Annotated in this window: 24 protein-coding genes and 2 tRNA genes; 13 read left to right on the top strand and 13 right to left on the bottom strand. The window is 57.0% G+C overall.

Features of this window, described 5'->3' with window-relative positions; translation table 11 throughout:
* Positions 1 to 250 precede the first annotated feature (250 nt).
* Together msrB and IT763_RS12965 are read left to right on the top strand one after the other, a co-directional pair.
* On the top strand, positions 251 to 664 hold the full coding sequence (gene msrB, locus IT763_RS12970) for a peptide-methionine (R)-S-oxide reductase MsrB (RefSeq protein WP_004932219.1): 414 nt from the start codon (positions 251 to 253) through the stop codon (positions 662 to 664).
* Positions 665 to 727: 63 nt separating this feature from the next.
* Complete coding sequence (locus IT763_RS12965; RefSeq protein WP_004932218.1) at positions 728 to 1,000, top strand: YeaC family protein; 273 nt, start codon at positions 728 to 730, stop codon at positions 998 to 1,000.
* 45 nt (positions 1,001 to 1,045) lie between these two features.
* Here the strand turns inward: IT763_RS12965 and IT763_RS12960 are convergent, their stop codons facing one another.
* The 4 genes from IT763_RS12960 to sppA all read right to left on the bottom strand — a co-directional run bounded on the left by IT763_RS12960 (position 1,046) and on the right by sppA (position 6,178).
* Entirely contained in the window at positions 1,046 to 2,323 is a 1,278-nt protein-coding gene (locus IT763_RS12960; RefSeq protein WP_016927475.1) for a glycoside hydrolase family 18 protein, read from the bottom strand.
* A gap of 233 nt (positions 2,324 to 2,556) precedes the next feature.
* Positions 2,557 to 3,189: a bifunctional nicotinamidase/pyrazinamidase gene (pncA, locus tag IT763_RS12955; RefSeq protein ID WP_060444678.1), complete on the bottom strand. Its 633-nt coding sequence runs from the start codon at positions 3,187 to 3,189 to the stop codon at positions 2,557 to 2,559.
* A 22-nt stretch (positions 3,190 to 3,211) separates the two neighbouring features.
* Positions 3,212 to 4,228 (bottom strand): asparaginase, encoded by a 1,017-nt coding sequence (ansA, locus tag IT763_RS12950; RefSeq protein ID WP_016927477.1) that lies wholly within the window; start codon positions 4,226 to 4,228, stop codon positions 3,212 to 3,214.
* A gap of 93 nt (positions 4,229 to 4,321) precedes the next feature.
* Positions 4,322 to 6,178 (bottom strand): signal peptide peptidase SppA, encoded by a 1,857-nt coding sequence (sppA, locus tag IT763_RS12945; protein WP_206194767.1) that lies wholly within the window; start codon positions 6,176 to 6,178, stop codon positions 4,322 to 4,324.
* A 160-nt stretch (positions 6,179 to 6,338) separates the two neighbouring features.
* Between sppA and IT763_RS12940 the strand changes: the two genes are divergently transcribed.
* From IT763_RS12940 to IT763_RS12920, 5 genes are all read left to right on the top strand, one after another.
* The gene (locus IT763_RS12940) at positions 6,339 to 6,890 is read left to right on the top strand and encodes an NAD(P)H nitroreductase (protein WP_004932204.1); all 552 of its coding nucleotides are present in this window, start codon (positions 6,339 to 6,341) and stop codon (positions 6,888 to 6,890) included.
* Between the two features lie 157 nt (positions 6,891 to 7,047).
* Complete coding sequence (gene selD, locus IT763_RS12935) at positions 7,048 to 8,091, top strand: selenide, water dikinase SelD (RefSeq protein WP_206194766.1); 1,044 nt, start codon at positions 7,048 to 7,050, stop codon at positions 8,089 to 8,091.
* Positions 8,092 to 8,099: 8 nt separating this feature from the next.
* Positions 8,100 to 9,209 carry a tRNA 2-selenouridine(34) synthase MnmH gene (gene mnmH, locus IT763_RS12930; RefSeq protein ID WP_048794888.1) on the top strand — a complete coding sequence of 370 codons (1,110 nt, stop codon included), beginning with the start codon at positions 8,100 to 8,102 and terminating at the stop codon, positions 9,207 to 9,209.
* Positions 9,209 to 11,134 carry a DNA topoisomerase III gene (locus IT763_RS12925; RefSeq protein WP_049298910.1) on the top strand — a complete coding sequence of 642 codons (1,926 nt, stop codon included), beginning with the start codon at positions 9,209 to 9,211 and terminating at the stop codon, positions 11,132 to 11,134. The genes mnmH and IT763_RS12925 overlap by 1 nt, the downstream gene beginning before the upstream one ends.
* Positions 11,131 to 11,427 (top strand): YnjH family protein, encoded by a 297-nt coding sequence (locus IT763_RS12920; protein ID WP_206194765.1) that lies wholly within the window; start codon positions 11,131 to 11,133, stop codon positions 11,425 to 11,427. Before IT763_RS12925 ends, IT763_RS12920 begins: the two co-directional genes overlap by 4 nt.
* A gap of 21 nt (positions 11,428 to 11,448) precedes the next feature.
* Here the strand turns inward: IT763_RS12920 and IT763_RS12915 are convergent, their stop codons facing one another.
* The 7 genes from IT763_RS12915 to IT763_RS12885 form a co-directional block, all read right to left on the bottom strand.
* Positions 11,449 to 11,850 carry a pyrimidine (deoxy)nucleoside triphosphate diphosphatase gene (locus IT763_RS12915; RefSeq protein WP_016927483.1) on the bottom strand — a complete coding sequence of 134 codons (402 nt, stop codon included), beginning with the start codon at positions 11,848 to 11,850 and terminating at the stop codon, positions 11,449 to 11,451.
* 44 nt (positions 11,851 to 11,894) lie between these two features.
* Positions 11,895 to 12,701, bottom strand: coding sequence for an exodeoxyribonuclease III (gene xthA, locus IT763_RS12910; RefSeq protein ID WP_016927484.1), 807 nt, complete (start codon positions 12,699 to 12,701; stop codon positions 11,895 to 11,897).
* 101 nt (positions 12,702 to 12,802) lie between these two features.
* Positions 12,803 to 13,375, bottom strand: a complete 573-nt coding sequence (locus IT763_RS12905; RefSeq protein WP_004932190.1) for a TIGR00730 family Rossman fold protein — start codon at positions 13,373 to 13,375, stop codon at positions 12,803 to 12,805.
* Between the two features lie 204 nt (positions 13,376 to 13,579).
* A tRNA-Tyr gene (locus tag IT763_RS12900) sits at positions 13,580 to 13,664 on the bottom strand.
* A 189-nt stretch (positions 13,665 to 13,853) separates the two neighbouring features.
* Positions 13,854 to 13,938: transfer RNA gene (locus IT763_RS12895), tRNA-Tyr, on the bottom strand.
* Positions 13,939 to 14,113: 175 nt separating this feature from the next.
* Positions 14,114 to 14,962 carry a formyltetrahydrofolate deformylase gene (purU, locus tag IT763_RS12890; protein ID WP_016927485.1) on the bottom strand — a complete coding sequence of 283 codons (849 nt, stop codon included), beginning with the start codon at positions 14,960 to 14,962 and terminating at the stop codon, positions 14,114 to 14,116.
* A gap of 68 nt (positions 14,963 to 15,030) precedes the next feature.
* Positions 15,031 to 15,495, bottom strand: coding sequence for a YchJ family protein (locus IT763_RS12885; RefSeq protein WP_016927486.1), 465 nt, complete (start codon positions 15,493 to 15,495; stop codon positions 15,031 to 15,033).
* Between the two features lie 118 nt (positions 15,496 to 15,613).
* Between IT763_RS12885 and rssA the strand changes: the two genes are divergently transcribed.
* The 5 genes from rssA to IT763_RS12860 all read left to right on the top strand — a co-directional run bounded on the left by rssA (position 15,614) and on the right by IT763_RS12860 (position 21,168).
* Positions 15,614 to 16,516 (top strand): patatin-like phospholipase RssA, encoded by a 903-nt coding sequence (gene rssA / locus IT763_RS12880; RefSeq protein WP_049299422.1) that lies wholly within the window; start codon positions 15,614 to 15,616, stop codon positions 16,514 to 16,516.
* A gap of 103 nt (positions 16,517 to 16,619) precedes the next feature.
* Entirely contained in the window at positions 16,620 to 17,633 is a 1,014-nt protein-coding gene (gene rssB / locus IT763_RS12875; RefSeq protein ID WP_004932178.1) for a two-component system response regulator RssB, read from the top strand.
* Positions 17,634 to 17,846: 213 nt separating this feature from the next.
* On the top strand, positions 17,847 to 18,764 hold the full coding sequence (gene galU, locus IT763_RS12870) for a UTP--glucose-1-phosphate uridylyltransferase GalU (RefSeq protein ID WP_015378094.1): 918 nt from the start codon (positions 17,847 to 17,849) through the stop codon (positions 18,762 to 18,764).
* A 40-nt stretch (positions 18,765 to 18,804) separates the two neighbouring features.
* The gene (locus IT763_RS12865) at positions 18,805 to 20,148 is read left to right on the top strand and encodes a UDP-glucose/GDP-mannose dehydrogenase family protein (RefSeq protein ID WP_206194764.1); all 1,344 of its coding nucleotides are present in this window, start codon (positions 18,805 to 18,807) and stop codon (positions 20,146 to 20,148) included.
* Positions 20,149 to 20,157: 9 nt separating this feature from the next.
* Positions 20,158 to 21,168, top strand: a complete 1,011-nt coding sequence (locus IT763_RS12860) for an NAD-dependent epimerase (RefSeq protein ID WP_016927491.1) — start codon at positions 20,158 to 20,160, stop codon at positions 21,166 to 21,168.
* 186 nt (positions 21,169 to 21,354) lie between these two features.
* Here the strand turns inward: IT763_RS12860 and hns are convergent, their stop codons facing one another.
* Entirely contained in the window at positions 21,355 to 21,762 is a 408-nt protein-coding gene (gene hns, locus IT763_RS12855) for a histone-like nucleoid-structuring protein H-NS (protein WP_004932170.1), read from the bottom strand.
* A gap of 700 nt (positions 21,763 to 22,462) precedes the next feature.
* Between hns and IT763_RS12850 the strand changes: the two genes are divergently transcribed.
* Positions 22,463 to 23,047 carry a thymidine kinase gene (locus IT763_RS12850; protein WP_015378091.1) on the top strand — a complete coding sequence of 195 codons (585 nt, stop codon included), beginning with the start codon at positions 22,463 to 22,465 and terminating at the stop codon, positions 23,045 to 23,047.
* Between the two features lie 119 nt (positions 23,048 to 23,166).
* Here the strand turns inward: IT763_RS12850 and adhE are convergent, their stop codons facing one another.
* Complete coding sequence (gene adhE / locus IT763_RS12845; RefSeq protein WP_197758333.1) at positions 23,167 to 25,839, bottom strand: bifunctional acetaldehyde-CoA/alcohol dehydrogenase; 2,673 nt, start codon at positions 25,837 to 25,839, stop codon at positions 23,167 to 23,169.
* Between the last annotated feature and the right edge of the window lie 424 nt (positions 25,840 to 26,263).

The following is a 26,263-nucleotide window of genomic DNA, read 5'->3' as shown; positions in this document are numbered from 1 at the left end:
GTCAAACCGGAGGGGTGGTTTTGCACGCTTATTGCACAGTCCATTTGCGCTCGGCCTCATCCGTTATATGGGGACAAGCCGCCAAGTATAAAGTCAGCATACGCAAGATGTGTGATCGTTATCACATATCATCGTGACGTGGCCTTTATGGGCTACAGTTTAGGCCAAAAACCCCTGCAGCGGTGTTAATTTTTTGTTATTATTAATCATTGTTTTCGTTGACATTATCCACATTCAGAGATAAGCACAAATGGCTAAAGAGACAACCCCCGGTCATCCGGTCACGGAACTGAATGAAATCCAACGTTATGTGACGCAACAGCGTGGCACCGAAGCGCCGTTCAGCGGCAAATTGCTGCACAACAAGCGCGAGGGCGTGTACCATTGCCTGTGCTGTAACCAGCCGCTGTTCTATTCCGAAACCAAATACGATTCAGGCTGCGGCTGGCCGAGCTTTTATGAGCCGGTTTCCGCTGATGCAATCCGTTATCTTGATGATAATTCACATAATATGCATCGTGTTGAAATCCGCTGCGGCCACTGCGACGCTCACCTGGGGCACGTTTTCCCCGATGGCCCGCAGCCGACTGGCGACCGCTACTGCGTCAACTCCGCCTCGCTGAGTTTCACCGATGGCGAAAATGGCGACCAAACGGCCGGTTAAGTGGTAATTTAACCAACAAAATCGATTCAGCTAATTATTCATCCGTAAGCGAGAAAGGCTCTGATGGACGTGAAAGATCTGATTGCGGCGATGACGCCCGAGATATACCAGCGCCTGGTACAGGCGGTTGAGCTGGGCAAATGGCCGGACGGCGTGGCGCTGACGCCGGAGCAGAAAGAAAACAGCCTGCAGGCGGTGATGCTGTGGCAGTCGATGAACAACGTCGATCCGCAGCACATGAGCATTGGCACCGACGGGCAGATCGTGATGAAGAGCAAGCAAGAGCTGAAACAGCAGTTCGTTGCCGAGCCGCTGGTCAAACTCAAACCGCAGTAAAGCTCCTCCCCTAAAGCGGGGCGATGTCGCCATCGCCCCGTCGATTTACCGTTTCTCGCCCTTTATGTTCAGCGATTCCGCCAACTGCTGCGCCAGCCGGTTGTTATCGTCCGCGCCGTATTCCCAGAACATCGCACCGCCCAATCCCTGGCTTTTGATGTACTCGGCCTTGATGGCCACCGAACGCGGGTTCTCGTAGGAGATAGCGAACAGCGGTTTGCCTTCGGCGGATTGCAGCGTCAGGTATGGCACTTTGGCATCGTCATCCCAGTGCTCGCGGAAACGCCGCTGCGGATCGTTGAGCAATTTGTTGACGATATCGTGGTATTTAAAATAAGTGTCTTTGCTGAGATCCAGCCCCAGTGCGTTGAACAGAGCGGTTTCTCGCGCACTGAAATAAGGCTGCGTCACCGGATGTTTGGCGGCGTCCGGCTTGTCCCAGTCGATGCCCGGCTCGGTCGCTCGTTTCGGCACCCGGCCGTAGAAACCGATACCCAGGTTCATCTGCGCCGGTTTTAATCCGGCGGCAAGATAATGTTTTACCACGGAATCGGCGCTGTAGCGGTCGGCGGCCGCCACGGTTGGCCAACGCGTTGAATCGTACAGGTTGGCATTGAAGTACTGCGTGCCGTAAGCCATATCGTAGGTCATCAGATTGATGTAGTTGAGGTAAGGGGCAATACTTTTCACATCGACCCATTCCTGCGGGCTTTTGACGTTGGCCCCGACGGCGATGGTTAACAGCTTGCCTTTACCCAGCGCCTGATGAAGCTCTCTCAGCAGCAGGGTGAAGTTGTCGCGGTCTGCCGGTTGGCTTTCCACCAAACCCCAGGCGCCGTTTACCGGGTATTCCCAGTCCAGATCGATCCCATCCAGCCGGTACTGTGCGATCGCCTGCAGCGCGGAGCGAATGAATATCGCGCGGTTTTCCGCGGTGGCGGCGGCGCCGGAGAAACCGCGTGCACCCCAGCCGCCGACCGACAACAGCACTTTCAGCTCGGGGTTCTGTTTGCGCAGCACCGGCAGCCGTTGCAAATCGGCCGTGACTTTCGGCGACAGGTAGATCTGGTGGCGGCGAGCGGGGTCTTTCAGCGCCGCATTGGTTTCGTCTTTCTCGTCGTTGTAAATCAGGCCGAACGAATAGTTGAGGTGGGTGATTTGCGTCACGTCCAGCTTGTCGATGTCGCCACCGGGGCCGGCTGTGATGTCGCCGCCGCCGTTGAAGTAGCCGACGGAGAGATAGGCCGCCTGGGCCGTGCTTGCGCCGGCCATAGCCAATTGCACCGCCGCCAGCAAAGGCAGCAGTTTTCGGGTTATTTTCATGTCAGTCTCCTTGTGGTCGGCAAGGCCGACCGTACCGCCAGGGGCGGGCACAATAAAGCCGGGCTCAGCGGGCCCCGGATGCGTATAACCGATTGACGCCAAAAGCGTCGCAGTCATAACAGCAAAAGCGCCTGCCGGTCACAAGCCGTTGGGGAAGAAGAAAGGCGGTATTGTGAGCAGCGTCGATAATTTCGCCGCCGCGCAGAGAGGGCGCCGGTGGCGCCCGAGCGGATTTAGTTGGCGAGAAACTGTGACAGGGTAACTAGCTGCGCGCCGGCGCGCGCCATGTCCTGCAGCGCTCGCTCACTGTCGTCCGGTTGCAGATTCACGCCGCGGCAGCCGTCGACGATCACCTGCGTCGGGTAGCCGGCAGCCAGTGCATCCAGCACGCTGAACTTCACGCAGTAGTCGGTCGCCAGGCCCATGATCGCCAGCCGCTGGACGCCCTGCGATTGCAGCCAGCCGTGGAGTTCGGTTTGCGCACGGTGGCCGTTATCGAAGAACGCGCTGTAGCTGTCGATGTTCGTATCTTGCCCTTTGCGAAAGACGGCATTGATGTGTTGCCGCTGTAACTGGGGATGAAAATCGGCGCCGTGGCTCCCTTGCACGCAGTGCACCGGCCACCACACCTGCGGCAGGCCTTCCAGCTCACCGAGGGTGCCGACCTGCGCATCGGAGTTCACCGCAAAGCTGCGGTGATTGGCGGGATGCCAGTCCTGGCTGGCCACCACCGGCTCGCCCCGCGCCAGGCAGGCGGCGATCGCCTGATTGGCGACCGGGATGACGGCGTCGCCCTCCGTGACCGCCAGCGCGCCGCCGGGGCAGAAGTCGTTTTGCAGATCGATCAACAACAGGGCCGTTTTCATCGCCGCTCCAGAGTTCAGTAGGTTAACCGTTGATGCTCAGCTCGCCGCGCAGATCTTGCTGCATCAGGGCGCGGATTTGTTCCGGCGTCAGCGGCTGGCTCAACAGATAGTGCAGCTTGGTCAGGGCGGCTTCCACCGTCATGTCGAAACCGCTGATCACCCCGGCGTGCGCCAGCGCGTTGCCGGTGGCGTAGCCTTCCATATTGACGCGCCCGGAGATGCACTGCGTCAGGTTGACCACCACGATGCCGCGTTCAGAGGCCGCACGCAACTCGTCGATCAGTTCGGCCTTTTGCGGCGCGTTGCCGACGCCGTAGGAGCGCAGGATCAGCGCCTTGACCGGCTGCAGCAGGAAATTGCGCACCACCGCGCCGGAAATGCCCGGATAGATGGTGACCACGCCGATCGGCTGCGGCGTGATGTCATGCACCTGCAACGCGCCGTTGCAAGCCGGGCTGTCGATGCCTTGCTGGCGGCGAATGTGGATGCCGGCTTCCAGCAGCGGCGGCAAATTCGGGGAGGCGAAGGCGTCGAAGCCGTCGGCGTGCGCTTTGGTGGTGCGGTTGCCGCGGAACAGCTTGTTGTTGAAGAACAGGCTGACTTCGTTCACAGGATGGTTGGCCGCCAGATACAGCGCGTTGAGCAGGTTGGTTTGGCCATCGGAGCGCAGCTCCGCCAGCGGAATCTGCGAGCCGGTAACGATCACCGGTTTGGCCAGGTTTTCCAGCATGAAGGAAAGCGCAGAGGCGGTGAACGCCATGGTGTCGGTGCCATGCAGGATCACGAAGCCGTCGTAGCGATCGTAGTTCTGCTTGATGTCGTCGGCGATGTGCTGCCAGTCTTCCGGCGTCATGTCTGAAGAGTCAATCAATGGCGCGTATTCATGAATGGTGAAATCCGGCATCTCCGGCCGATGGAATTCGGGCATCAGCGCCAGCTGGCGCTGCAGGTGGCCGGAAACCGGGATGTAGCCATGATCTGAGCGCTGCATGCCGATGGTGCCGCCGGTGTAGGCGACGTAAATGGATTTCTTTTGCATGGTTATGATTTTAACAAAGATAAGATGGGCTGAATTATAGGGACATGGCGGCAGAAAAAAAGCCCGGCGGTGGCCGGGCTGCAGAATTATTTGTTAGCGGACTTCTCCGCAGGTGAGACAGATCGCATAACGGTTTTGCGGATCGTTCAGGTTATTGAACAAGCCCGGTTGTTCTTTCACCGCGTTGGCGACCGAAGCCAGCGGGGCGGGCAGCATGGCCTGAATCGCGGCCGGCAGCATGGCGTGAATGGAAACGCCAAACTGGCTGAGCACCATATCGCTCAGGCTTGGGGTATCGACGAACCAGTCGAGCTGCCACTGCTGCAGCTTTGCCAGCTCGGCGGCTTTCTTCACCGCGTCGTCGAAATCGCCCAACTGATCGACCAGGCCGTTGGCCTTGGCGTCGCTGCCGAGCCAGACGTGACCCTGTGCGATTTGGTCAACCTGCTGCGGGGTCATCTTGCGTGATTTGGCGACCAGATCGAGGAAGTTCTTATACCCGTTTTCGATATTCAGCTGCATCATCTGCGAGAACTCCTGCGGCAGCGCCTTGGTGACCGCGATATCGGCCAGCGGCGAGGTCGCCACGCCGTCGGTGTGCACACCCAGCGTATCCAGGGTTTTCTCGTAGGTATTGATGATGCCGAAAATGCCGATAGAACCGGTCAGGGTGCTCGGGCTGGCGATGATATAGTCGGCCGGCGTCGAGACCCAGTAGCCGCCCGACGCGGCCATGCCGCCCATGGAAATCACCACCGGTTTGCCGGCGGCGCGCACGGCGGCCAGCTCGGAGCGGATCACTTCGGACGCGCTGACGCTGCCGCCTGGGCTGTTGACGCGGAACACCACGGCCTTGACGGCCGGATCCAGGCGTGCCTGACGCAGCTCGGCGGCGGTGGTGTCACCCCCGACGTTGCCCGGCGTCTGCGGGCCGTCCATGATGGCGCCGTTGGCGAACACCACGGCGATCTTGCCGCCCTGGTTGGCGTCCGGCTTCGGCTGATAGTCATAGATGCTGATGGCGTTGAAATCGTTCACCTGTTTGTCCCAGCCGAAGGTCTTGACCAGCTGATTTTCGATCGCGGTGCGCGACGCCAGTTCATCCACCAGCTTATTGTCCAGCGCATAGCGGGCGGTGTCGCCACCGGCCGCCTGCAGGCCGCTCAGCACGCCGGCGGCGCCCGGGAACAGCTGCTGCGGCGTCAGTTGGCGGTTGGCGGCCACGGTCTCCAGGTAGTTCTGCCACAGGCCGCCGATCCAACGGCTGTCCGCTTCGCGCGCCGCCGGGGACATATCGTCGCGGATCAGCGGTTCGACCGCCGATTTATAGGTGCCGACGCGGAAGATATTGGTGGTGACCTTGAGCATGTCCAGCAACGACTTGTAGTACAGGTTGTTGGTGGCGAAACCGTGCAGATCGACCGCGCCCTGCGGTGACAGGAAGACCTTGTTGGCGTAGCTGGCCAGGTAGTATTGCGTTTGGTTGTAGCTGTCACCGATGGCGAAGATCGGTTTGCCGCTGTCGCGGAACTCGCGCAGCGCTTTGCCGATATAGCGCAGCGACGGCTGATCGGCGCCGACGAAATCATTCAGCTGCAACACCATGCCGGTAATGTTTTTGTCGTCTTTGGCCTTGCGGATGCTGTCGACTACGTCGAACAGCGAGTTTTCCTGCAGGCGGCTGCTGGAGGCGCCCAACAGTTCACGGCCCCATTGCCGCACCCGGTTGTTTACCGAAGGCTGATCGACCACCACGCCGCTTAAATCGACCAGCAGCGCGCCGCGCGCCGGGGCCGTCGAGGTGGAGGAACTTTGGAAGGACAGATAGATGCCAACCCCAACCAGGATCAGCAGGACCAGGAACAGGTTAAGGATCAGTTCCCTGATAAAATTCAGCAGACGCCATGTCCACCGGAAAATGCCGGCAATAATTTGCCACAATGTGCGCATGTGCTCTCCAACAAGAGTCGAGAATGTTCCGCTATCCTAATGAGCGGCCGGGTAAATGTCAGCTTTAAATCGTGGCACACAGACGCTATCGCCGAGGCTGTAACTCGTCGTTTAGCTATGTTAACGTGGCCGGAATGAAAATTGTTATCAGGAGTTTACGATGGATGCTCTGGATCTTTTATTGAATCGCCGCTCGGCTTCGCGCCTGGCGGAACCGGCGCCGGCGGGGGAAGTGCGCCAAAATATCATCAACGCGGGACTGCGTGCGCCCGATCACGGCGCGCTGCAGCCATGGCGTTTCGTGATGATCGAAAATCAGGGCCTGGAGCGTTTCAGCCAGCTGCTGCAGGCGGCGGCGAAGCAGGATCAACTGGACGAAGCGGCGATTGAAAAAGCCACCAAGGCGCCGTTCCGCGCGCCGCTGATCATCACCGTCATCGCGCATTGCACTGAAGAAACCAAGGTGCCGCGCTGGGAGCAGGTGGTTTCCGCCGGTTGCGCCGTGCAGGCGATGCAGATGGCGGCGTTGGCGCAGGGTTTTAACGGCATCTGGCGCACCGGCGCCTGGACCGAGCATGCGCTGGTGCGCGAAGCCTTCGGCTGCCGCGAGCAGGATGAGATCGTCGGTTTCCTCTACCTGGGCACGCCGCAGTTGAAGGCCGCCACCAAAGTGACGCCGCCAGACAGCACGCCTTTCGTCAGCTATTTCTAAGTTTTTTCCAACGGGGCGCGGCGAAAATGCGCCAAACCCCGCAAAATTGCATGGTTTCTGAGCAGGCCGCTCGCTTATCCGCGGCGCGCTCTTATCAATCCCCTCGGCAAGCGCTACCCTATGTTATCTTGAGTGCCGTTACCGAAGGGAGTGGACTATGACATCGCCAGCGATCCGTTTAACCCAGTACAGCCATGGCGCTGGCTGCGGCTGCAAAATCTCACCGAAAGTTCTCGAAACCATCTTGCACAGCGAGCGGGAAAAATTTGTCGACCCGCGTCTGTTGGTCGGCAATGAAACCCGCGACGACGCGGCGGTGTATGACATCGGCAACGGCGTCGGCATCATCAGCACTACCGACTTCTTCATGCCGATCGTCGACGATCCGTTCGATTTCGGCCGCATCGCTGCCGCTAACGCCATCAGCGACGTCTACGCCATGGGCGGCAAACCGATCATGGCGATCGCCATTCTCGGCTGGCCAATCGCCAAACTGCCGCCTGAGGTGGCGCAGCAGGTGATCGACGGCGGGCGTTTCGCCTGCCAACAGGCGGGGATCGCGCTGGCCGGCGGCCATTCCATCGACGCGCCGGAACCTATCTTCGGCCTGGCGGTCACCGGCGTGGTCAATACCGAGCGAGTGAAAAAAAACAGCGCCGCACCGGCCGGCGCGCAACTCTATCTGACCAAGCCGCTGGGTATTGGCGTGCTGACGACAGCCGAGAAGCAAAGCAAGCTGCGCCCTGAGCATCAAGGGCTGGCGACGGACGTGATGTGCCGCCTTAACAAGCCGGGCGCCGACTTTGCCGAGGTGGCGGGCGTCACGGCGATGACCGATATCACCGGCTTTGGCTTGCTGGGTCACTTGAGCGAGGTATGCCAGGGTTCCGGTCTGCAGGCGACGGTCTGGTTCGATCGGGTGCCGAAGCTGCCGCACGTCGAGGCGTATATCGCCGAGGGCTGCGTGCCGGGCGGCACCGGGCGCAACTTCGACAGCTATGGCCATCTGGTGGGCGAGATGAGCGATTTGCAGCGCCAACTGCTGTGCGATCCGCAAACCTCCGGCGGTTTGCTGTTGGCGGTATTGCCGCAGGCGCAGGCGCAGGTGCTGGCGATTGCCGAGCAGCACGGCATCACGCTCAATCCTATCGGTGAGCTGCATGCCGCACAGGCAGGTAAACCGCTGATCGAGGTTGTGTAGTGTCCAAGATGCAAGGCAGGCCGGACAGCGCCGATTATCAACGCATTTTTCTGCAGGACGTGCCGCTGATTGACGTGCGCGCGCCGATCGAGTTTCAGCAAGGCGCCTTCGCTCAGGCGGTGAACCTACCGCTGATGGTCGACAGCGAGCGGCAGGCGGTGGGCACCTGCTATAAGCAGCATGGTCAGCAAGCGGCGATCGCGCTCGGCCACAGCCTGGTGAACGGCAAACTGCGCGAACAGCGCACCGCCGCCTGGCTGGCGGCCTGTGCGCAGCGACCCGAAGGCTATATTTACTGCTTCCGCGGCGGGTTGCGCTCGCAGCTGGTGCAGCAATGGCTGCATGAGGCCGGCGTCGAGTACCCGCGTATCACTGGCGGTTATAAGGCGCTGCGCAATTATCTGCTCGGCGTGTTGGCGCAAAGCGCGGCATTGCCGATGGCCCTGGTGGGCGGCAATACCGGCAGCGGCAAGACGTTGCTGGTCAACGAACTGGCCGACGGCGTCGATCTGGAAGGCGCGGCGCGCCATCGTGGTTCATCTTTTGGCCGAACGCTGGCGGGGCAAAGCTCACAGATCGATTTTGAGAATCGTCTGGCTGTGTTATTGCTGAAAAAACAGCATGGTGGCAGCCGCCGTTGGGTGCTGGAAGACGAAGGGCGGATCATCGGCAGCAACAATCTGCCGTTGCCGTTGTTCAACGGCATGCAGCAGGCGCCGGTGGCGGTGATCGACGATCCGTTCGATATTCGTCTGGCGCGCCTGCAGGCCGAATATATCGACGGGATGCGCGAACAGTTCGAACAGGCCTATGGCATGGAAGAGGGCTGGCGACAGTACGACGACTATCTGCACCACGGCCTGTTCGCCATACGCCGCCGCCTGGGGCTGGAACGCTTCCAGCAACTGACGCAGCGGCTGGAAGCGGCGCTGCGGGCTCAGCGGCTCAGCGGCCAGGGCGAGGCGCACCGTGAGTGGTTGGCGCCCCTGTTGCAGCAGTACTACGATCCGATGTATTGCTATCAGTTGGAAAAGAAAGCCCAGCGGATTGTCTTCCGCGGGAACTATGCAGAAGTAAGAGAATTCTTGATGACGTTCAGCCAGAAAAACGGTGATTAATGCGACTGTTCATAGCCGAGAAACCGAGTTTGGCGCGCGCCATTGCCGACGTCTTGCCCAAGCCGCATCGCCGCGGCGACGGGTATATCGCCTGCGGCAACAACGACGTGGTGACCTGGTGCGTCGGCCACCTGTTGGAACAGGCTCAGCCTGACGCTTATGACAGCCGCTATGCGCGCTGGTCGTTGGCGGATCTGCCGATCATCCCCGAAAAATGGCGGTTGCAGCCGCGGCCGTCGGTCAGCAAACAGCTCAACGCCATCAAAAAGTTGCTGCTTGAAGCCGATGAAGTGGTTCACGCCGGCGACCCGGATCGCGAAGGGCAACTGCTGGTGGATGAGGTGCTGGACTACCTGGATTTGACGGCGGAAAAGCGCCAGAAGGTGCGCCGCTGTCTGATCAACGATCTCAACCCGCAGGCGGTGGAGCGCGCGGTTGAACGCCTGCGCGACAACCGTGATTTCATTCCGTTGTGCGTGTCTGCGCTGGCGCGTTCGCGCGCCGACTGGCTGTACGGCATCAATATGACCCGTGCCTACACGCTGCTGGGCCGCAACGCCGGATACGACGGCGTGCTGTCGGTAGGCAGGGTGCAGACGCCGGTGCTCGGATTGGTGGTACGGCGTGATGAAGAGATCGAAAACTTTGTGCCAAAAGACTTCTTTGAGGTCAAGGCGCACATCGTCACGCCGAAAGAAGAACGCTTCGTGGCGCTGTGGCAGCCCAGTGAGTCCTGTGAGCCTTATCAGGACGAAGAGGGGCGTTTGCTGCACCGGCCGTTGGCGGAGCATGTGGTCAAGCGCATCGAAGGCCAGCCGGCGCTGGTCACGTCTTATAACGATAAACGGGAATCCGATACTGCGCCGCTGCCGTTTTCGCTCTCCACGCTGCAAATCGAAGCGGCCCGGCGTTATAACCTCAGCGCGCAACAGGTGCTGGACGTTTGCCAGCGGCTGTACGAAACCCACAAGTTGATTACCTATCCGCGTTCCGACTGTCGCTACCTGCCGGAAGAGCATTTCGCCGGCCGCCACGCGGTGCTGAACGCCATCAGCGTGCACCAGCCTGAGCTGTATCCGCAGCCGGTGATCGACAGCGATCGCCGCAACCGTTGCTGGGACGATAAAAAGGTCGATGCGCACCACGCCATCATTCCCACCGCCCGCACCGGCAAGATTAATCTGACGCAGGATGAACGGAACGTGTATGGGCTGGTGGCGCGCCAGTATCTGATGCAGTTCTGTCCGGATGCGGTATTCCGCAAATGTGTGATCGAGCTGGATATCGCCGGCGGCAAATTTATCGCCAAGGCGCGATTCCTGGCGGAAGCCGGCTGGCGTACGCTGCTGGGCAGCAAGGAGCGCGACGAGGAGAACGAAGGTGCGCCGCTGCCGGTGGTGGCTAAAGATGATGAGCTGTTGTGCGAGCGCGGTGAAGTGGTGGAGCGTCAGACGCAGCCGCCGCGGCCGTTTACTGACGCCAGCCTGTTGTCGGCCATGACCGGCATCGCGCGGTTCGTACAAGATAAAGCGCTAAAGAAAATCCTGCGGGCGACCGATGGTTTAGGAACGGAAGCGACGCGAGCGGGGATCATCGAATTGCTGTTCAAGCGGGCGTTTCTGTACAAGAAGGGACGCTATATTCACTCCAGCGAAACCGGGCGCGCGCTGATTCACTCGCTGCCGGATCTTGCTGCGCGTCCTGATATGACGGCCAACTGGGAAGCTACGCTGACGCAAATCAGCGAGAAATCCTGCCGCTATCAGGACTTTATGCAGCCGTTGGTCGGCACGCTGCAAGAGCTGATTTATCAGGCCAAGCAGAGCCGGGCGAGCATGGCGTTTCGTGGATTGCCGCCGCCGCCCTCCAGCGGGGGCAAAAAACGCAGGAAAAGCGCCGGCAAGGCGCAGGAGAAGAGTGAATGAAGCGTGGACTCACTGGGGTATTGGCTGCCGCTGCCCTGATGTTTTCCGGCCTGGCCGCCGCCAATCGCGGCGATGTGGACGTGGTGTTGCCGGTTTCGCCGGAGATTTGGGGCACGGCAAAAGGCGGCGTCAACCCGCCGCCGGCGCAGCCCTGCAACCGCTGTTGCGTCTACCAGAATCAGAACTATTCCGAAGGTGCGGTGCTTAAAGTGGAAGGGGAAGTGCTACAGTGCGTGCGTGAGCCTAACACCATCGGCACCAACCCCTTGATTTGGGTGCGATTGAAGAAGTGACGATGTAACCTATCGCCGCGTTCAGCGTGAATCGCCTTGCGCGGCGATATACTCCGCCAGCAGTGGAACGTCAGCGGGTGCCAGAGCGTATTCCTGCGCCTGTTGCGGCGTGACCCAGACCAGCGCCGAGTGGCAGCGCTGTTGCAGTTCACCGGAGAACTCCGCGACTTGCCAGGCGTGCAGCCGGATGAGGCGTTCGCCTTGCTGCCACTGATTGCTGCCCACATAGTTGCCGATACGGGCGCAAATCCCCAATTCTTCATCCAGCTCGCGCGCCAGCGCCTCTGGCTGGCTTTCGCCGGCTTCAACCTTGCCGCCGGGAAACTCCCACAGACCGGCCTGATCGCTGCCTGCGCCGCGCTGGGCCAGCAAAATGCGGCCATTTTGTTCCAGAATGGCGGCTACCACGTCGATAATTTTCATTGGCTTCACAGAGTAAAACCCCGGCGAGCGCCGGGGTGATGGGGTTACAGCGTAAATTCCGCCCAGACCGGCGCATGGTCGGAAGGTTTCTCCATGCTGCGGGTTTGGTAATCGATGCCGGTGGCGATGCAGCGCGAAGCCAGCGGGGTGCTGGCCAGCAGCAGATCGATACGCAGGCCGCGGTTGTCATCGAACCCTTTGGAGCGGTAGTCGAACCATGAGAACTCGTCGTTGCGCCCCGGGTTGGCGTGGCGGTAGGTATCGACCAGGCCCCAGTTCAGCAGGCGATCCATCCATTCGCGCTCTTCCGGCAGGAAGGAGCATTTACCGGTGCGCAGCCAGCGTTTGCGGTTGTCTTCGCCGATGCCGATATCGTAATCGCTGGGGCTGATATTCATGTCGCCCATGATCAGCACCGGGGATTCCGCCGATAGCTGCTGCTCCAGGTAGTTTTGCAGATCCTGATAAAAGCGTGTTTTAGCCGGGAATTTGATCGGGTGGTCGCGGCTTTCCCCTTGCGGGAAGTAGCCGTTGATCACCGTCAGCGTGCCCTGCGGCGTAGCCAGATCGGCCATGATGATGCGACGCTGCGCGTCTTCTTCATCGGTTGGGAAACCGCGGCGCACGGCCAGGGGCTCCGCTTTGGTCAGCAGCGCCACGCCGTAATGGCCTTTTTGCCCGTGATAGAACACGTGATAGCCGTGCTGGCTGACTTCTTCCAATGGGAACATGTCATCGTGAACTTTGGTTTCCTGCAGACCGATCACGTCGGGCTGGTGCTGTTCGATAATTGCCGCCAGCTGATGCGGACGCGCGCGCAGTCCATTGATATTAAAAGAGACAAACTTCATGAGCGGTGCCGTTTTCACGAGAAAAATGTGCTGTGATAGTAGCAGAGTTTGGCGGGAAATGTAACGCAGACAGCGGCGGGACCGCTGACTGCGCAGCGGGTTTATTTCGCCCAGCGGTCGTAATTTTTAGGTTGATAGTCGTCAAACTGTTGCAGCAGCGTCTGTGCCGATTCGCTGATGTGCAGGGTGCCGAGATAGTCGTGACGCATAAAGCCCTGATCGGCGACGTGCTCGAGGAACTGGCTCAGCGGGCGGTAGAATCCGTTGACGTTCAGCAGGCCGACCGGCTTGTTGTGATAGCCGATTTGCCCCCAGGTCCAGATTTCAAACAGCTCTTCCAGCGTGCCGATGCCGCCGGGCAGGGCGATAAAACTGTCCGCCAGCGCCGCCATACGGGCTTTGCGCGTATGCATGTCTGGCACCACTTCCAATTCAGTCAGGCCACGATGCGCCGTTTCCGCTTCAACCAGGCGCTCGGGGATAATGCCGACCGCTTCACCGCCTGCGGCCAACACCGCGTCCGCCACGATCCCCATCAATCCTTTTTTGCCGCCGCCGTAGATTAAACGGCGCCCCTGTGCGGCCAGCAGTTGCCCCAGTTGACGAGCCTGCTCGGCATAAGCGGGATTGACGCCTTCGCTGGCGCCACAAAAAACGCAAATATTGTTTCGCATCCACCTGTTCCTTACTGCACTAAAGAAGCCAGTGGTATAGCGAATTGTCGGCCGGAGTTCAAGTTACGGCTGGGAGAGAGGAACAAAACGGCTGGATGAAAGCGGTTAATAAGGGGAGATAACTTGATTTATTGATATGAGAACATTAGATGCACGTGTTGGATGCGATGTACTTTAAGTGGGTTTGGGATTTTCTGCAAGAGATGGTGGTGGGGGAAGGATTCGAACCTTCGAAGTCAGTGACGGCAGATTTACAGTCTGCTCCCTTTGGCCGCTCGGGAACCCCACCATGGTATTCATGGATTTGCTGATTTTTTAAGGAATCGGCTAAATTCCTATTGTGCACTTCTAAGGATTACCGCGCTAAAGCGCGTTGTCTCGCTGCGCTCGGCTCGAACCTTGTCGAAGCTTCTCATCCTCCCCCTCGATGTTTAATGATATTTCAGCTTTCGCTTCAAGTTCATCAACAAAGAGAAGATGGTGGTGGGGGAAGGATTCGAACCTTCGAAGTCAGTGACGGCAGATTTACAGTCTGCTCCCTTTGGCCGCTCGGGAACCCCACCATATACATGGCTATTTAACTGGCCTTGCTTGCGAGAGCGCTGTCTCGGTAAGCGGGGCGCATCATATCAAATGAAGCGGATGTGTAAAGTATTGAAATGCAGAAAATGAATCGTTTGCCGTTTTTTTATTCTTGGCGGTGCATCCCTGAACGAAATGCACCGATTTATTGAACGATTACAGAATAACGGTGCGGTTGCCGTAGACGAAGACGCGCTGCGCCAGCACCTGATACAGGGCGCGGCTGAGCACGTTTTTCTCCACGTCGCGGCCGGCGCGCATCATATCCTCGGCGGAATAGGTGTGATCGACGTGGATCACGTCCTGCATGATGATCGGGCCTTCGTCGAGATTGTCGTTAACGTAATGGGCAGTGGCGCCGATGATTTTTACCCCGCGCTCGTAGGCCTGGTGATAAGGCCGTGCGCCGATAAACGCCGGCAGGAACGAATGGTGAATGTTGATTACCTGATTCGGATAATGTTGCACGAAGGCCGGGGTCAGCACGCGCATATATTTGGCCAGCACCACGTAATCCGGCTGATATTGATCGATCTTGGCCGTCATTTCGCGGTCGTGCTGTTCGCGAGTCAAGCCTTCGTGGCTCACCAGATGGAAAGGAATATCGAAACGCTCCACCAGCGATTGCAGCGTGTCGTGGTTGCCGATTACGGCGGCGATCTCAACGTCGAGGCCGCCATAGGCGCTTTTCATCAACAGATCGCCCAGGCAGTGCGCCTCTTTGGTGACCAGCACCACGATGCGCCGGCGCCCGGTGCTGTGCAGTTCACGCAGCGAACCTTCCGGCAGGGCGCTGTCCAGATCGGCCAGCAGCGTGTTGTCGTTGAAAATGCCTTCCAGCTCGGTGCGCATGAAGAAACGCCCGGTGCGGTGATCGACGAACTCATTGTTCTGGACGATATTGAGTTCGTGCTTGTAACAGATGTTGGTGATCTTGGCGATCAGCCCTTTGGCGTCCGGGCAGATGGTGCGTAACACTTTCCGTTGTACATTTTGGTGCGGCATGGGTTTGAGGATCCTGTCTGATACTGAACGGCCTGTCTGCGCAGGCGTAAACGTGAAGCGCCGGCCGGCTAGCGCCCGCAGCACTTCTTGTATTTTTTCCCTGAGCCACAGGGACACATCGCATTTCGGCCGGGCTGGGGTTTGGTGCCGTCGATATAATACCAACGTTGATCGCGACGAAGGAAGCGCGAGCGCTCATGCATCGCCTGCGGTTCGCCGCTTTCGCCATCGGTGAAACGGGCGATGAATTCGACGAAGCCTTCATCCGGCTCATGACCGGCTTTCTCTTCCACGATCGTCAGGCCCAGCCACTCGGTATTCTTAAAGCTGTCGACGATTGCATTGCGCCACGCTTCGGCGCCACAGTCGGGGTGCCAGGTGGCGATCAAATAGTCGACGTTATGATTCACGTAGGCGGTGAAGCGTGAACGCATCAGTTGGCCGGGCGTCGGCGCCGGCTGACTGCCGCTGATAAAAGGGGCGCAGCACGCGTTATACGCCAGTCCGCTGCCGCATGGGCATGATTCGGGCAAAATGACTCCTGATAAAACGAGGCTGAAAATGAATTTAGCGCATATGTTACCTAACAATATTCGTCAGTGACAATCTACCCTGAAAGCAGGGAACACCGTTTACCGAGAGGATGGCGCTATGCGGCAAATCAAGATCGGACTGGCGCTGGGAGCGGGCTCGGCTAAAGGCTGGGCGCACATCGGCGTGATCAATGCGTTAAAGAAGCTGGGGATTGAGATCGATATCGTTGCCGGCTGCTCTGTCGGCGCGTTGGTGGGCGCCGCGTTCGCCAGCCATCGCCTGCCGGCGATGGAGCAGTGGGTGCGATCGTTCAGCTATTGGGACGTGATTCGCCTGATGGATTTTTCCTGGCAGCGCGGCGGCCTGTTGCGCGGCGAGCGGGTGTTTAACGCTGTCGGACAGCTGCTGAAGATCAATGATATCGCCGATTGTGCGTTGAAGTTCGGTGCCGTGACGACCAATCTCAGCACCGGGCGTGAGCTGTGGCTGACCGAAGGCGATATTCATCAGGCGATACGCGCTTCCTGCAGCATGCCAGGCCTGTTGGCGCCGGTATGGGCCGACGGCTATTGGCTGGTGGATGGCGCGGTGGTCAATCCGGTGCCGGTGTCGCTTTGCCGCGCCATGGGCGCCGATATCGTCATCGCGGTCGATCTGCAGCATGACGCGCACCTGATGCAGCAGGACCTGTTCTCGATACGTATCGAGGAAGAAAGCCCCAACGATGCGCCTGCGGCTACCTGGCGCGGGCGTCTGCGGGAACGCGTCGGCAGAATGCGCAAGCGCAAACCGGCGACGGCGCCGACGGCGATGGAGATTATGAGCACATCGATTCAAATGCTGGAGAATCGCCTGAAGCGCAACCGGATGGCGAGCGATCCGCCGGATGTCTTGATCCAGCCTTTTTGCCCGCAAATCTCAACGCTGGATTTCCACCGCGCCGATGAAGCGATCGAGGCGGGGTTGCTGGCGGTTGAAAAACAACTGGATCGGTTGTTGCCGTTGATAAAAAATAGATAATTCTCGGTTCTTGGTTGGCAATGCGCAGTTGGTCTGTTTCAGACGAGCATAAGTGACCTTTTTGAGCCACTATTACACTATGGAAAGGGACGAGGCTCGGCTGATGGCATTACCACTCACTCACAAGCGCATCTTGATCGTTGAGGACGAACAGGTTTTTCGTTCCGTGCTGGTCGGTTATCTGACCTCGCTGGGCGCTGAAACCGGCGAGGCGACCAACGGTTTACAGGCGCTGAGTGCCGTGGATGACTTCAAGCCGGATCTGATTCTGTGCGATCTCGCGATGCCGGAAATGGGCGGTATCGAATTTGTTGAACATCTGCGTTTGCAGGGGCTGCAGATCCCGGTGCTGGTGATCTCGGCCACCGACAAGATGGCCGACATCGCCAAGGTGCTGCGGTTGGGCGTGCAGGATGTACTGCTCAAACCGCTGACCGATCTCAATCGCCTGCGTGAAGCGGTGCTGGCGTGTTTATACCCCAATATGTTCACCTCCCAGGCGATTGAAGAGGTTGAACTGTTTCAGGATTGGGATGCGTTGAGCAAAAATCCTTCCGAAGCCGTCAAACTGCTTAAGCAACTGCAGCCGCCGGTACAGCAGACCATTGCGCATTGCCGGATCAACTATCGGCAGTTAACCACCGGCGAAAATCCCGGCCTGGTGCTGGATATCGCCGCCTTGTCAGAAAAGGATCTGGCATTCTATTGTCTGGACGTCACGCGCGCCGGCGATAATGGCGTATTGGCGGCATTGCTGTTGCGCGCATTATTTAATGGGCTGCTGCAGGACCATCTGGCTAATCAACAGCATCGTTTGCCGCAAATGTCGGCATTGTTAAAGCAGGTTAATCAATTATTGCGGCAGGGGAAATTAGACGGTCAATTCCCTCTGTTGTTGGGATATTATCACGCCGAAAATAAAAACCTGATTCTGGTTTCCGCCGGGCTGCATGCCAACGTCAATACCGGTGACAATCAAATCCAGCTGAGCAACGGCGTGCCACTGGGGACGCTGGGGGCTACCTACATGAATCAGATCAGCCAGCGTTGTACCGCCTGGCAATGTCAGGTATGGGGCAGCGGTGGCCGATTGCGACTGATGCTCAGCGCTGAATAGCAGGCAGCGATCGGCGCGATCTTAAGCTATTTACTTATCTGTAATTAAACCGTTTATTTATTCTCCGGATTATCCGAACGGGTAATAGTCCTAAATGTTTTCTATTTGTGTTCTGGTTAATGCTCGGCGCGCATAAGCTGGTATACTCCGAAGGTTTTTTTATATCGAGCCCAAGCTCATAAAATGAGCGCTTTAGCTTTAAGAGAGGAAATAATGCCTGCTGTAAATCGCAAAGTCAGAAAAGCCGTGATCCCGGTTGCAGGCTTGGGTACGCGGATGTTGCCGGCCACCAAAGCCATTCCGAAAGAAATGCTGCCGCTGGTTGATAAACCTCTGATCCAATACGTCGTCAATGAGTGCATTGCGGCGGGGATTAACGAGATTGTGCTGGTCACCCACTCCTCCAAGAACTCGATCGAAAACCATTTTGATACCAGTTTCGAACTCGAAGCGATGCTGGAAAAACGCGTCAAGCGCCAATTGCTGGACGAAGTGCAGTCGATCTGCCCGAAAGGCGTTACCGTGATGCAGGTTCGTCAGGGTAATGCCAAAGGCCTGGGGCACGCGATTATGTGTGCCTACCCGATGGTAGGCGATGAACCGGTCGCGGTGGTGCTTCCGGATGTGATCCTCGACGAATACAGCGCCGATCCGAAAAAAGACAATCTGCACGAAATGCTGCAGCGCTTCGAAGCCACCGGCGTCAGCCAGATCATGGTTGAACCCGTGCCGCATAAGGATGTCGGAAACTACGGCGTAGCCGACTGTAAGGGCGTTGATTTGCAACCGGGCGAAAGCGCGCCGATGGTCAGCGTGGTTGAGAAACCGTCGCCGGATAAAGCCCCTTCCAACCTGGCGATTGTCGGTCGTTACGTGTTGTCCGCCGATATTTGGCCGCTGTTGGCGAAAACGCCTCCAGGTGCCGGCGATGAAATTCAGCTGACTGACAGCATCGAAATGCTGATGCAGCAGGAAACGGTGGAAGCGTATCACCTGAAAGGCGTGAGCCATGACTGCGGTAACAAACTGGGTTACATGCAGGCCTTCGTGGAGTACGGCATGCGTCATGCCAGCCTGGGCAAAGAGTTTTCTCAGTGGCTGCAGCAGGTTGTTGCCGCTGACAAGAAGTGATTTGATCTTTCGTCTTAATTTGAAAAACTAGGATTTTCACATGAAAGTAACAGTTTTTGGTATTGGTTATGTGGGGCTGGTACAGGCCGCCGTGCTGGCTGAAGTTGGCCATGACGTTATGTGCATCGATGTTGACGAGCGAAAAGTCGAGAACCTGAAAAAAGGGAATATCCCGATTTTTGAACCGGGCCTGACGCCGCTGGTGCAGCAAAACTATGAGGCCGGGCGCCTGCATTTCACCACCGATGCCAAAGCGGGCGTGGCGCACGGGAATATCCAGTTTATCGCCGTTGGTACGCCGCCGGATGAGGACGGTTCCGCCGATCTGAAATATGTCACCGCGGTGGCGCGCACCATCGCCGAGCACATGACCGATCGCAAAGTGGTGATCGACAAATCTACCGTGCCGGTCGGCACGGCGGACAAAGTGCGTCAGGTGATGGCGGAAACTCTGGCAAAACGCGGCAGCAACGTGCCGTTCGACGTGGTGTCCAACCCTGAATTCCTGAAGGAAGGTGCTGCGGTGGCTGACTGCATGCGCCCTGAGCGCATCGTGATCGGTACCGATAATAAAGAGGTGATCGAGCCTATTCGCGAGCTGTACGAGCCGTTTAACCGCAATCACGATCGTATGATCATGATGGATATCCGCAGCGCGGAGCTGACCAAATATGCCGCCAACTGCATGCTGGCGACCAAAATCAGCTTTATGAACGAAATGTCCAACCTGGCGGAAATGTTGGGCGCGGATATCGAGAAAGTGCGTCAGGGCATCGGTTCCGATTCACGCATCGGTTATCACTTCATCTACCCTGGCTGTGGCTACGGCGGTTCTTGCTTCCCGAAAGATGTTCAGGCGCTGATCCGCACGGCGGAGCAGATCGGTTACCAACCGAAGCTGTTGCAGGCGGTAGAGCAGGTCAACTACCAACAAAAAGACAAGCTGAACAGCTTTATCAAAGACTATTTCGGCAGCGATTTGAAGGGCAAAACCTTCGCACTGTGGGGCCTGGCGTTCAAGCCGAATACCGATGACATGCGTGAAGCGTCCAGCCGTGTGCTGATGGAGCAGCTGTGGGCTGCCGGCGCCACCGTCCAGGCCTACGATCCGGAAGCGATGAACGAAGTTCAGCGCATCTATGGCCAGCGCGAAGACTTGAAGCTGATGGGTACCAAAGAGGCTGCGTTGCATGGCGCCGATGCTCTGGTGATCTGCACCGAATGGCAGAATTTCCGCGCACCGGACTTCGATGTGATCAAGAGTGCGTTGAAACAGCCGGTGATCTTCGATGGACGTAACCTGTACGATCCTGAGCGTTTGGCGAATCGCGGCTTTACCTACTATGCGATTGGCCGCGGTGCCTCGATTAAACCGGTTATTTAAGGAGTGGGCATGAAATTCCTGGTTACAGGCGCCGCAGGGTTTATTGGTTATCACGTTGCAGAGCGTTTGTTGACCGCCGGGCATCAGGTTATCGGCATCGATAACCTGAATGACTATTATGACGTGGGCCTGAAAATGGCCCGTCTGGACAGGCTGGCGGATAAGCCGGGATTCCGCTTCATCAAGCTGGATTTGGCCGATCGTGAGGGCATGGCGGCATTGTTCGCCGAGCATCAGTTCCAACGAGTCATTCATTTGGGTGCCCAAGCCGGCGTGCGTTATTCGCTGGTCAACCCGTTGGCTTATGCGGACGCTAACCTGATCGGTCATTTGAACGTTCTGGAAGGCTGCCGTCATAATAAGGTCGAGCATTTACTTTACGCTTCCTCCAGCTCTGTTTATGGCCTCAATCGCAAGTTGCCGTTTGCTACCGAAGATTCTGTCGACCACCCTGTCTCACTGTATGCGGCAACCAAAAAAGCCAATGAGCTGATGTCACACAGTTACGCTCATTTATACGGTCTCCCGACGACGGGGCTACGCTTCTTTACCGTATATGGTCCCTGGGGGCGTCCGGATATGGCGCTGTTCAAGTTTACCAAGGCCATATTGGCGGGGGAGAGCATCGATGTATATAACCACGGTGAAATGCACCGTGACTTTACTTACATTGATGATATCACCGAGGCGATTGTGCGGCTGCAGGCGGTTATTCCGCAGGCAGATCCGTCATGGACCGTTGAACAGGGATCGCCGGCGACCAGTTCCGCGCCGTATCATGTTTATAATATCGGCAATAACACCCCCGTTAAACTGATGGAATATATCACGGCGTTGGAGCAGGCTTTGGGGGTAACTGCCCGCAAGAATATGCTGCCTATGCAACCTGGCGACGTGATGGATACCAGCGCGGATACCGCAGAGCTTTATCGTGACATTGGTTTTAAGCCGGAAACCAGCGTTGAAGAGGGTGTGAAGCGCTTTGTTGATTGGTATAAGGCATTCTACCAGGTTCAATAATTGAACGAGGGTATATGCGACAAAGGGGCCTTAGGGCCCTTTTTTTTTGCTGGAACCCCATGCAAGGAACAAAATGCGAATTAGGATATTTACTAAAAGGAAAGGGATGAGGCAGGATCACGTCGATAAGCTTTAAAATGAAAAGGCCCCCCGCAGGGAGCCTTTCAGATACGGGCAGAATCGCTATTACAGCAGGAAATCGTCCAGAGATTTACCTTGCTCTTCGATAGCTTTCTTAATCACCGCAGGAGTACGGCCTTGGCCGGTCCAGGTTTTCAATTCGCCGTTTTCGTCTTTATATTGGTATTTAGCAGGACGTGCTGCGCGTTTTGCTTTACCGGCAGCCTTGTTGGCAGCCATGGTTTGCAGCAGTTCATTCGGATCGATACCGTCAGCAATCAGCATTTCGCGGTATTGCTGCAGTTTACGGGTGCGTTCTTCGATTTCTGCTTGAGCCTGGCTGTCTTCTTCGCGACGTTCGTTCACAACAACTTCCAGTTTCTCGAGCATTTCTTCCAGCGTTTCCAGTGTGCATTCTCTTGCCTGGGCGCGCAGAGTGCGGATGTTGTTCAAAATCTTTAATGCTTCGCTCATTGTCCTAGTCTCAAATTATATTGGTGGGGGGCGTCTCGATAATAATAGAGCGCTATTTTCTTTTCTGCAATAGCCAAATTGACTTGAATACTCAAATTTACCTTTTAAAAAACCGTTAATCGGATCTGTCCGACTAATATAGGAAGGGCTGTTAACTATTACCCTTGTCGCACTTAAGTCAAAATTTCAACAGGCATGCTTTAAAAGGCGCGTGTCGCAAGGCTTTCATCGATAAGTTATCGCCGTAATTTATATCAATATTACAATGGGTTCTGTGGGCTTAATCACGTCATGGCTAGGCAGACATTGTAAACAATAGGGGTATATAGGTAAAGATTGCGTCAGGAAACGTCGGGGACAGCGAAGGTGATTAAATGCCCTGTATTGGCCCCGAGTATAATAGACTGGCGCGCCGTTGCGGTTGCGGCACCCGCCGCGGTGAAACCGTGATTATGCATTAATGGGCAAATGATCGCGGTTAACCATTAGCAAGAATTAATAGTGATGACAGGCATACATTATCCTGTAAATAGCTGTAAAAAGAACGGGCCGACAGAACGATATGTTTCGCTTGAAAGCGCATTATTACGGCGAACGCAATATTCGTTCGCTTTGGGCTGAGCCTGGGGGGCGGCTTATGGTACACTTACCGTCCTAATCGACATTTGAATATTTCTTATACCATCGGAGTTGCGGGGCCATGGCTCAACTTTATTTTTATTACTCTGCGATGAATGCCGGCAAGTCCACCGCGCTGCTACAGTCTTCATATAACTATCAAGAACGTGGTATGCGCACGCTGGTGTTCACTGCGGAGATCGATCACCGCTTTGGCGTAGGTAAGGTCAGCTCGCGCATCGGTTTATCCTCGCAGGCCCAGCTCTATAACAACGACTCGATGCTGTACGCCATGATTCAGCAAGAGCATCAACAGCAGCCGGTGCATTGTGTGCTGCTGGATGAAAGTCAGTTCCTGACCAAGGCGCAGGTTGAGCAATTGTGCGATGTGGTGGACCAACTGGACATTCCCGTATTGTGCTACGGCCTGCGTACCGATTTTCTCGGTGAGCTGTTTACCGGCAGCCAATATTTGCTGGCCTGGGCCGATAAGCTGGTGGAATTGAAAACCATCTGTCACTGTGGGCGCAAAGCCAATATGGTGTTGCGTTTGGATGAAAACGGCCAGGCGATGCACGCCGGTGAGCAGGTGGTGATTGGCGGTAACGAGAGCTATGTCTCCGTCTGCCGCAAGCATTATAAAGAGGCGATTCACTCCCTGGAATAGGGGAGAAAACGCCGCCAAAGCCCGCTGAGGCGTTTTGGCGGCGTGAGTCGAAATGCAGCGCCTCTGGCGCAATAAAAAACCCGCCGTTTGGCGGGTTTTTTTATCGGTTTACGAAACCGTTATTTCTTGGGCTTCTTTGCCGCGGCTTTGGCTGCAGCCGGAGCTGTCGCTTCCTCGTCGACCGCTTCGCTGAATTCGCGGCCGTAGAAGGTATCCAGCATGATTTGCTTCAGTTCGGCAATCAGCGGATAGCGCGGGTTGGCGCCGGTGCATTGGTCGTCGAACGCGTCTTCCGACAGCTTGTCGACTTTCGCCAGGAAGTCCGCCTCCTGCACACCCGCCTCGCGGATGGAAGTCGGGATGCCCAACTCGGTTTTCAACTCGTCCAGCCAGGCCAGCAGTTTCTCAATCTTCTGCGCGGTGCGGTCGCCCGGCGCGCTCAGGCCGAGATGGTCGGCGATTTCAGCGTAGCGGCGGCGCGCCTGAGGGCGATCGTACTGGCTGAAGGCCGTCTGCTTGGTCGGGTTGTCGTTCGCATTGTAGCGAATGACGTTGGAAATCAGCATCGCGTTGGCCAGGCCGTGCGGAATGTGGAACTCCGAACCCAGCTTGTGCGCCATGGAGTGGCAAACCCCGAGGAAGGCGTTGGCGAAAGCGATACCGGCGATGGTGGCGGCGTTGTGCACGCGTTCACGGGCAACCGGGTTTTTCGCGCCTTCTTTATAGCTGGCCGGCAGATACTCTTTCAACAGTTTCAACGCCTGCAGCGCCTGGCCATCGGAGTATTCGTTCGCCAGCACCGAGACGTAGGCTTCCAGCGCGTGGGTGACCGCATCCAGACCGCCGAAGGCGCACAGGGATTTCGGCATGTTCATCACCAGGTTGGCGTCGACAATCGCCATGTCCGGAGTCAGCGCATAGTCGGCCAGCGGGTATTTCTGCCCGGTAGTGTCGTCGGTGACGACGGCGAACGGCGTGACTTCCGAACCGGTGCCTGAGGTGGTGGTGATGGCGATCATTTTCGCTTTCACGCCCATTTTCGGGAACTTGTAGATACGCTTGCGGATGTCCATGAAGCGCAGCGCCAGATCCTCGAAGTGGGTTTCAGGATGTTCGTACAGCACCCACATGATTTTCGCGGCGTCCATCGGCGAACCGCCGCCCAGCGCGATGATGACGTCCGGTTTGAAGGAGTTCATCTGCTCGGCGCCTTTACGCACGATGCTCAGCGTCGGATCGGCTTCCACTTCAAAGAACACTTCGGTTTCGATGCCGTGAGACTTCAGAACCTTGGTGATCTGGTCGGCATAGCCGTTGTTGAACAGGAAACGGTCGGTCACGATGAAGGCGCGTTTCGCCCCGTCGGTCGCCACTTCTTCCAGCGCGATAGGCAGCGAGCCACGGCGGAAGTAGATCGATTTCGGAAGTTTATGCCACAACATGTTTTCTGCTCGCTTCGCTACAGTTTTCTTGTTGATCAGGTGTTTAGGTCCGACGTTTTCAGAGATGGAGTTACCACCCCAGGAACCGCAACCCAGCGTCAGCGAAGGCGCGAGTTTGAAGTTGTACAGGTCGCCGATACCGCCCTGAGAAGCCGGGGTGTTGATCAGAATGCGAGCCGTTTTCATTTTATCGCCGAAGTAGGCGATGCGAGCCGTTTGGTTATCCTGGTCGGTGTACAGGCAGGATGTGTGGCCGATACCGCCCATGGCGACCAGTTTTTCGGCTTTGGCGACGGCGTCTTCGAAGTCTTTGGCGCGGTACATCGCCAGGGTAGGCGACAGTTTTTCATGCGCGAAAGGTTCGGACTCGTCGACCAGCTTCACTTCACCGATCAGCACTTTGGTGTTGGCCGGCACTTTGATGCCTGCCATTTCGGCGATTTTCGGTGCGGATTGCCCGACGATGGCCGCGTTCAGGCCGCCGTTTTTCAGGATGATGTCCTGCACCGCTTTCAGTTCTTTGCCCTGCAGCAGATAGCCGCCGTGGGAAGCGAAACGTTCGCGTACCGCATCATAGATAGCGTCAACGACGATGACCGACTGTTCGGAAGCGCAGATAACGCCGCTGTCGAAGGTTTTGGACATCAGGATAGAGGCGACCACGCGTTTGATATCTGCGGTTTCGTCTACCACGACCGGCGTATTGCCGGCGCCGACGCCGATAGCCGGTTTGCCGGAGCTGTAGGCGGCTTTCACCATGCCCGGGCCACCGGTGGCGAGGATCAGGTTGATGTCAGGGTGGTGCATCAGCTGGTTGGACAGCTCGACGGTAGGCTGGTCGATCCAACCGATGATGTCTTTTGGCGCGCCGGCGGCGATAGCGGCTTGCAGCACGATATCGGCGGCTTTGTTGGTGGCATTCTTCGCACGCGGGTGCGGCGAGAAGATGATGCCGTTACGGGTTTTCAGGCTGATCAGCGCTTTGAAGATCGCGGTAGAAGTTGGGTTGGTGGTAGGAACGATACCGCAAATCAGGCCGATAGGTTCGGCGATAGTGATGGTACCGAAAGTGTCATCTTCAGACAGGATGCCACAGGTTTTTTCATCTTTATAGGCGTTGTAGATGTACTCGGAAGCGAAGTGGTTTTTGATCACTTTGTCTTCGACGATACCCATTCCGGATTCTTCCACGGCCATTTTGGCCAACGGGATACGGGCATCAGCAGCGGCGAGGGCGGCAGCGCGGAAGATTTTATCCACTTGCTCTTGAGTGAAGTTGGCATATTCGCGCTGGGCTTTTTTGACACGTGCGACAAGCTCGTTCAGTTCAGCGACATTCGTTACAGCCATAATGCTCTCCTGATAATGTTAAACTCTTTCAGTAAATAAGCCGTGCGAGCCACTAGTATAGTCATAACGGGAATAAACGGTGATTCGAATACCGGGGCTTTCCCGCGTTATTTCTTCGCATGCTGCTGATTTGCTTAAAGAGCTTTACCCTACGCCAACCGGAGGGGCAGGCAGTGAAGAGAACGGAACCGGCTGGATTGCCACCGACTTTGTTCTACTCCCTGACTACGACTAAGAGCTTACCCACTGTTGGGTAGTTGATTTGTGATCTAAATCATGAAAAGTGCAAGCTGACACCTTTCAGCTTGGCGGTGTTGAGAGTGATTATCAATAACTGTGATCGATGACTCTTTTTTCAACATAAAAAATCAAAAGGCCATACATCACTTTAACAAAGGGTATTTGTTTTGTTGCCTAACTTGCT

Source organism: Serratia sp. CMO1 (assembly GCF_015689115.1).
GTDB classification, from domain to species: domain Bacteria; phylum Pseudomonadota; class Gammaproteobacteria; order Enterobacterales; family Enterobacteriaceae; genus Serratia; species Serratia marcescens.
The sequence above is the reverse complement of the archived record's forward strand: the minus strand, read 5'-3'. Positions and strand labels throughout refer to the sequence as shown.

Excerpts from the sequence above, each read along its gene's own strand:
- hns (WP_004932170.1), bottom strand. The coding sequence starts at position 21,762 with ATGAGCGAAGCATTAAAGATTTTGAACAACATCCGCACTCTGCGCGCC.
- IT763_RS12915 (WP_016927483.1), bottom strand. The coding sequence starts at position 11,850 with ATGAAAATTATCGACGTGGTAGCCGCCATTCTGGAACAAAATGGCCGC.
- pncA (WP_060444678.1), bottom strand. The coding sequence starts at position 3,189 with ATGAAAACGGCCCTGTTGTTGATCGATCTGCAAAACGACTTCTGCCCC.
- IT763_RS12925 (WP_049298910.1), top strand. The coding sequence starts at position 9,209 with ATGCGACTGTTCATAGCCGAGAAACCGAGTTTGGCGCGCGCCATTGCC.
- IT763_RS12905 (WP_004932190.1), bottom strand. The coding sequence starts at position 13,375 with ATGCGAAACAATATTTGCGTTTTTTGTGGCGCCAGCGAAGGCGTCAAT.
- IT763_RS12850 (WP_015378091.1), top strand. The coding sequence starts at position 22,463 with ATGGCTCAACTTTATTTTTATTACTCTGCGATGAATGCCGGCAAGTCC.
- mnmH (WP_048794888.1), top strand. The coding sequence starts at position 8,100 with ATGCAAGGCAGGCCGGACAGCGCCGATTATCAACGCATTTTTCTGCAG.
- msrB (WP_004932219.1), top strand. The coding sequence starts at position 251 with ATGGCTAAAGAGACAACCCCCGGTCATCCGGTCACGGAACTGAATGAA.
- IT763_RS12965 (WP_004932218.1), top strand. The coding sequence starts at position 728 with ATGGACGTGAAAGATCTGATTGCGGCGATGACGCCCGAGATATACCAG.
- IT763_RS12865 (WP_206194764.1), top strand. The coding sequence starts at position 18,805 with ATGAAAGTAACAGTTTTTGGTATTGGTTATGTGGGGCTGGTACAGGCC.
- selD (WP_206194766.1), top strand. The coding sequence starts at position 7,048 with ATGACATCGCCAGCGATCCGTTTAACCCAGTACAGCCATGGCGCTGGC.
- IT763_RS12960 (WP_016927475.1), bottom strand. The coding sequence starts at position 2,323 with ATGAAAATAACCCGAAAACTGCTGCCTTTGCTGGCGGCGGTGCAATTG.
- adhE (WP_197758333.1), bottom strand. The coding sequence starts at position 25,839 with ATGGCTGTAACGAATGTCGCTGAACTGAACGAGCTTGTCGCACGTGTC.
- IT763_RS12920 (WP_206194765.1), top strand. The coding sequence starts at position 11,131 with ATGAAGCGTGGACTCACTGGGGTATTGGCTGCCGCTGCCCTGATGTTT.
- galU (WP_015378094.1), top strand. The coding sequence starts at position 17,847 with ATGCCTGCTGTAAATCGCAAAGTCAGAAAAGCCGTGATCCCGGTTGCA.
- ansA (WP_016927477.1), bottom strand. The coding sequence starts at position 4,228 with ATGCAAAAGAAATCCATTTACGTCGCCTACACCGGCGGCACCATCGGC.
- rssA (WP_049299422.1), top strand. The coding sequence starts at position 15,614 with ATGCGGCAAATCAAGATCGGACTGGCGCTGGGAGCGGGCTCGGCTAAA.
- purU (WP_016927485.1), bottom strand. The coding sequence starts at position 14,962 with ATGCCGCACCAAAATGTACAACGGAAAGTGTTACGCACCATCTGCCCG.
- IT763_RS12940 (WP_004932204.1), top strand. The coding sequence starts at position 6,339 with ATGGATGCTCTGGATCTTTTATTGAATCGCCGCTCGGCTTCGCGCCTG.
- IT763_RS12860 (WP_016927491.1), top strand. The coding sequence starts at position 20,158 with ATGAAATTCCTGGTTACAGGCGCCGCAGGGTTTATTGGTTATCACGTT.
- rssB (WP_004932178.1), top strand. The coding sequence starts at position 16,620 with ATGGCATTACCACTCACTCACAAGCGCATCTTGATCGTTGAGGACGAA.
- sppA (WP_206194767.1), bottom strand. The coding sequence starts at position 6,178 with ATGCGCACATTGTGGCAAATTATTGCCGGCATTTTCCGGTGGACATGG.
- xthA (WP_016927484.1), bottom strand. The coding sequence starts at position 12,701 with ATGAAGTTTGTCTCTTTTAATATCAATGGACTGCGCGCGCGTCCGCAT.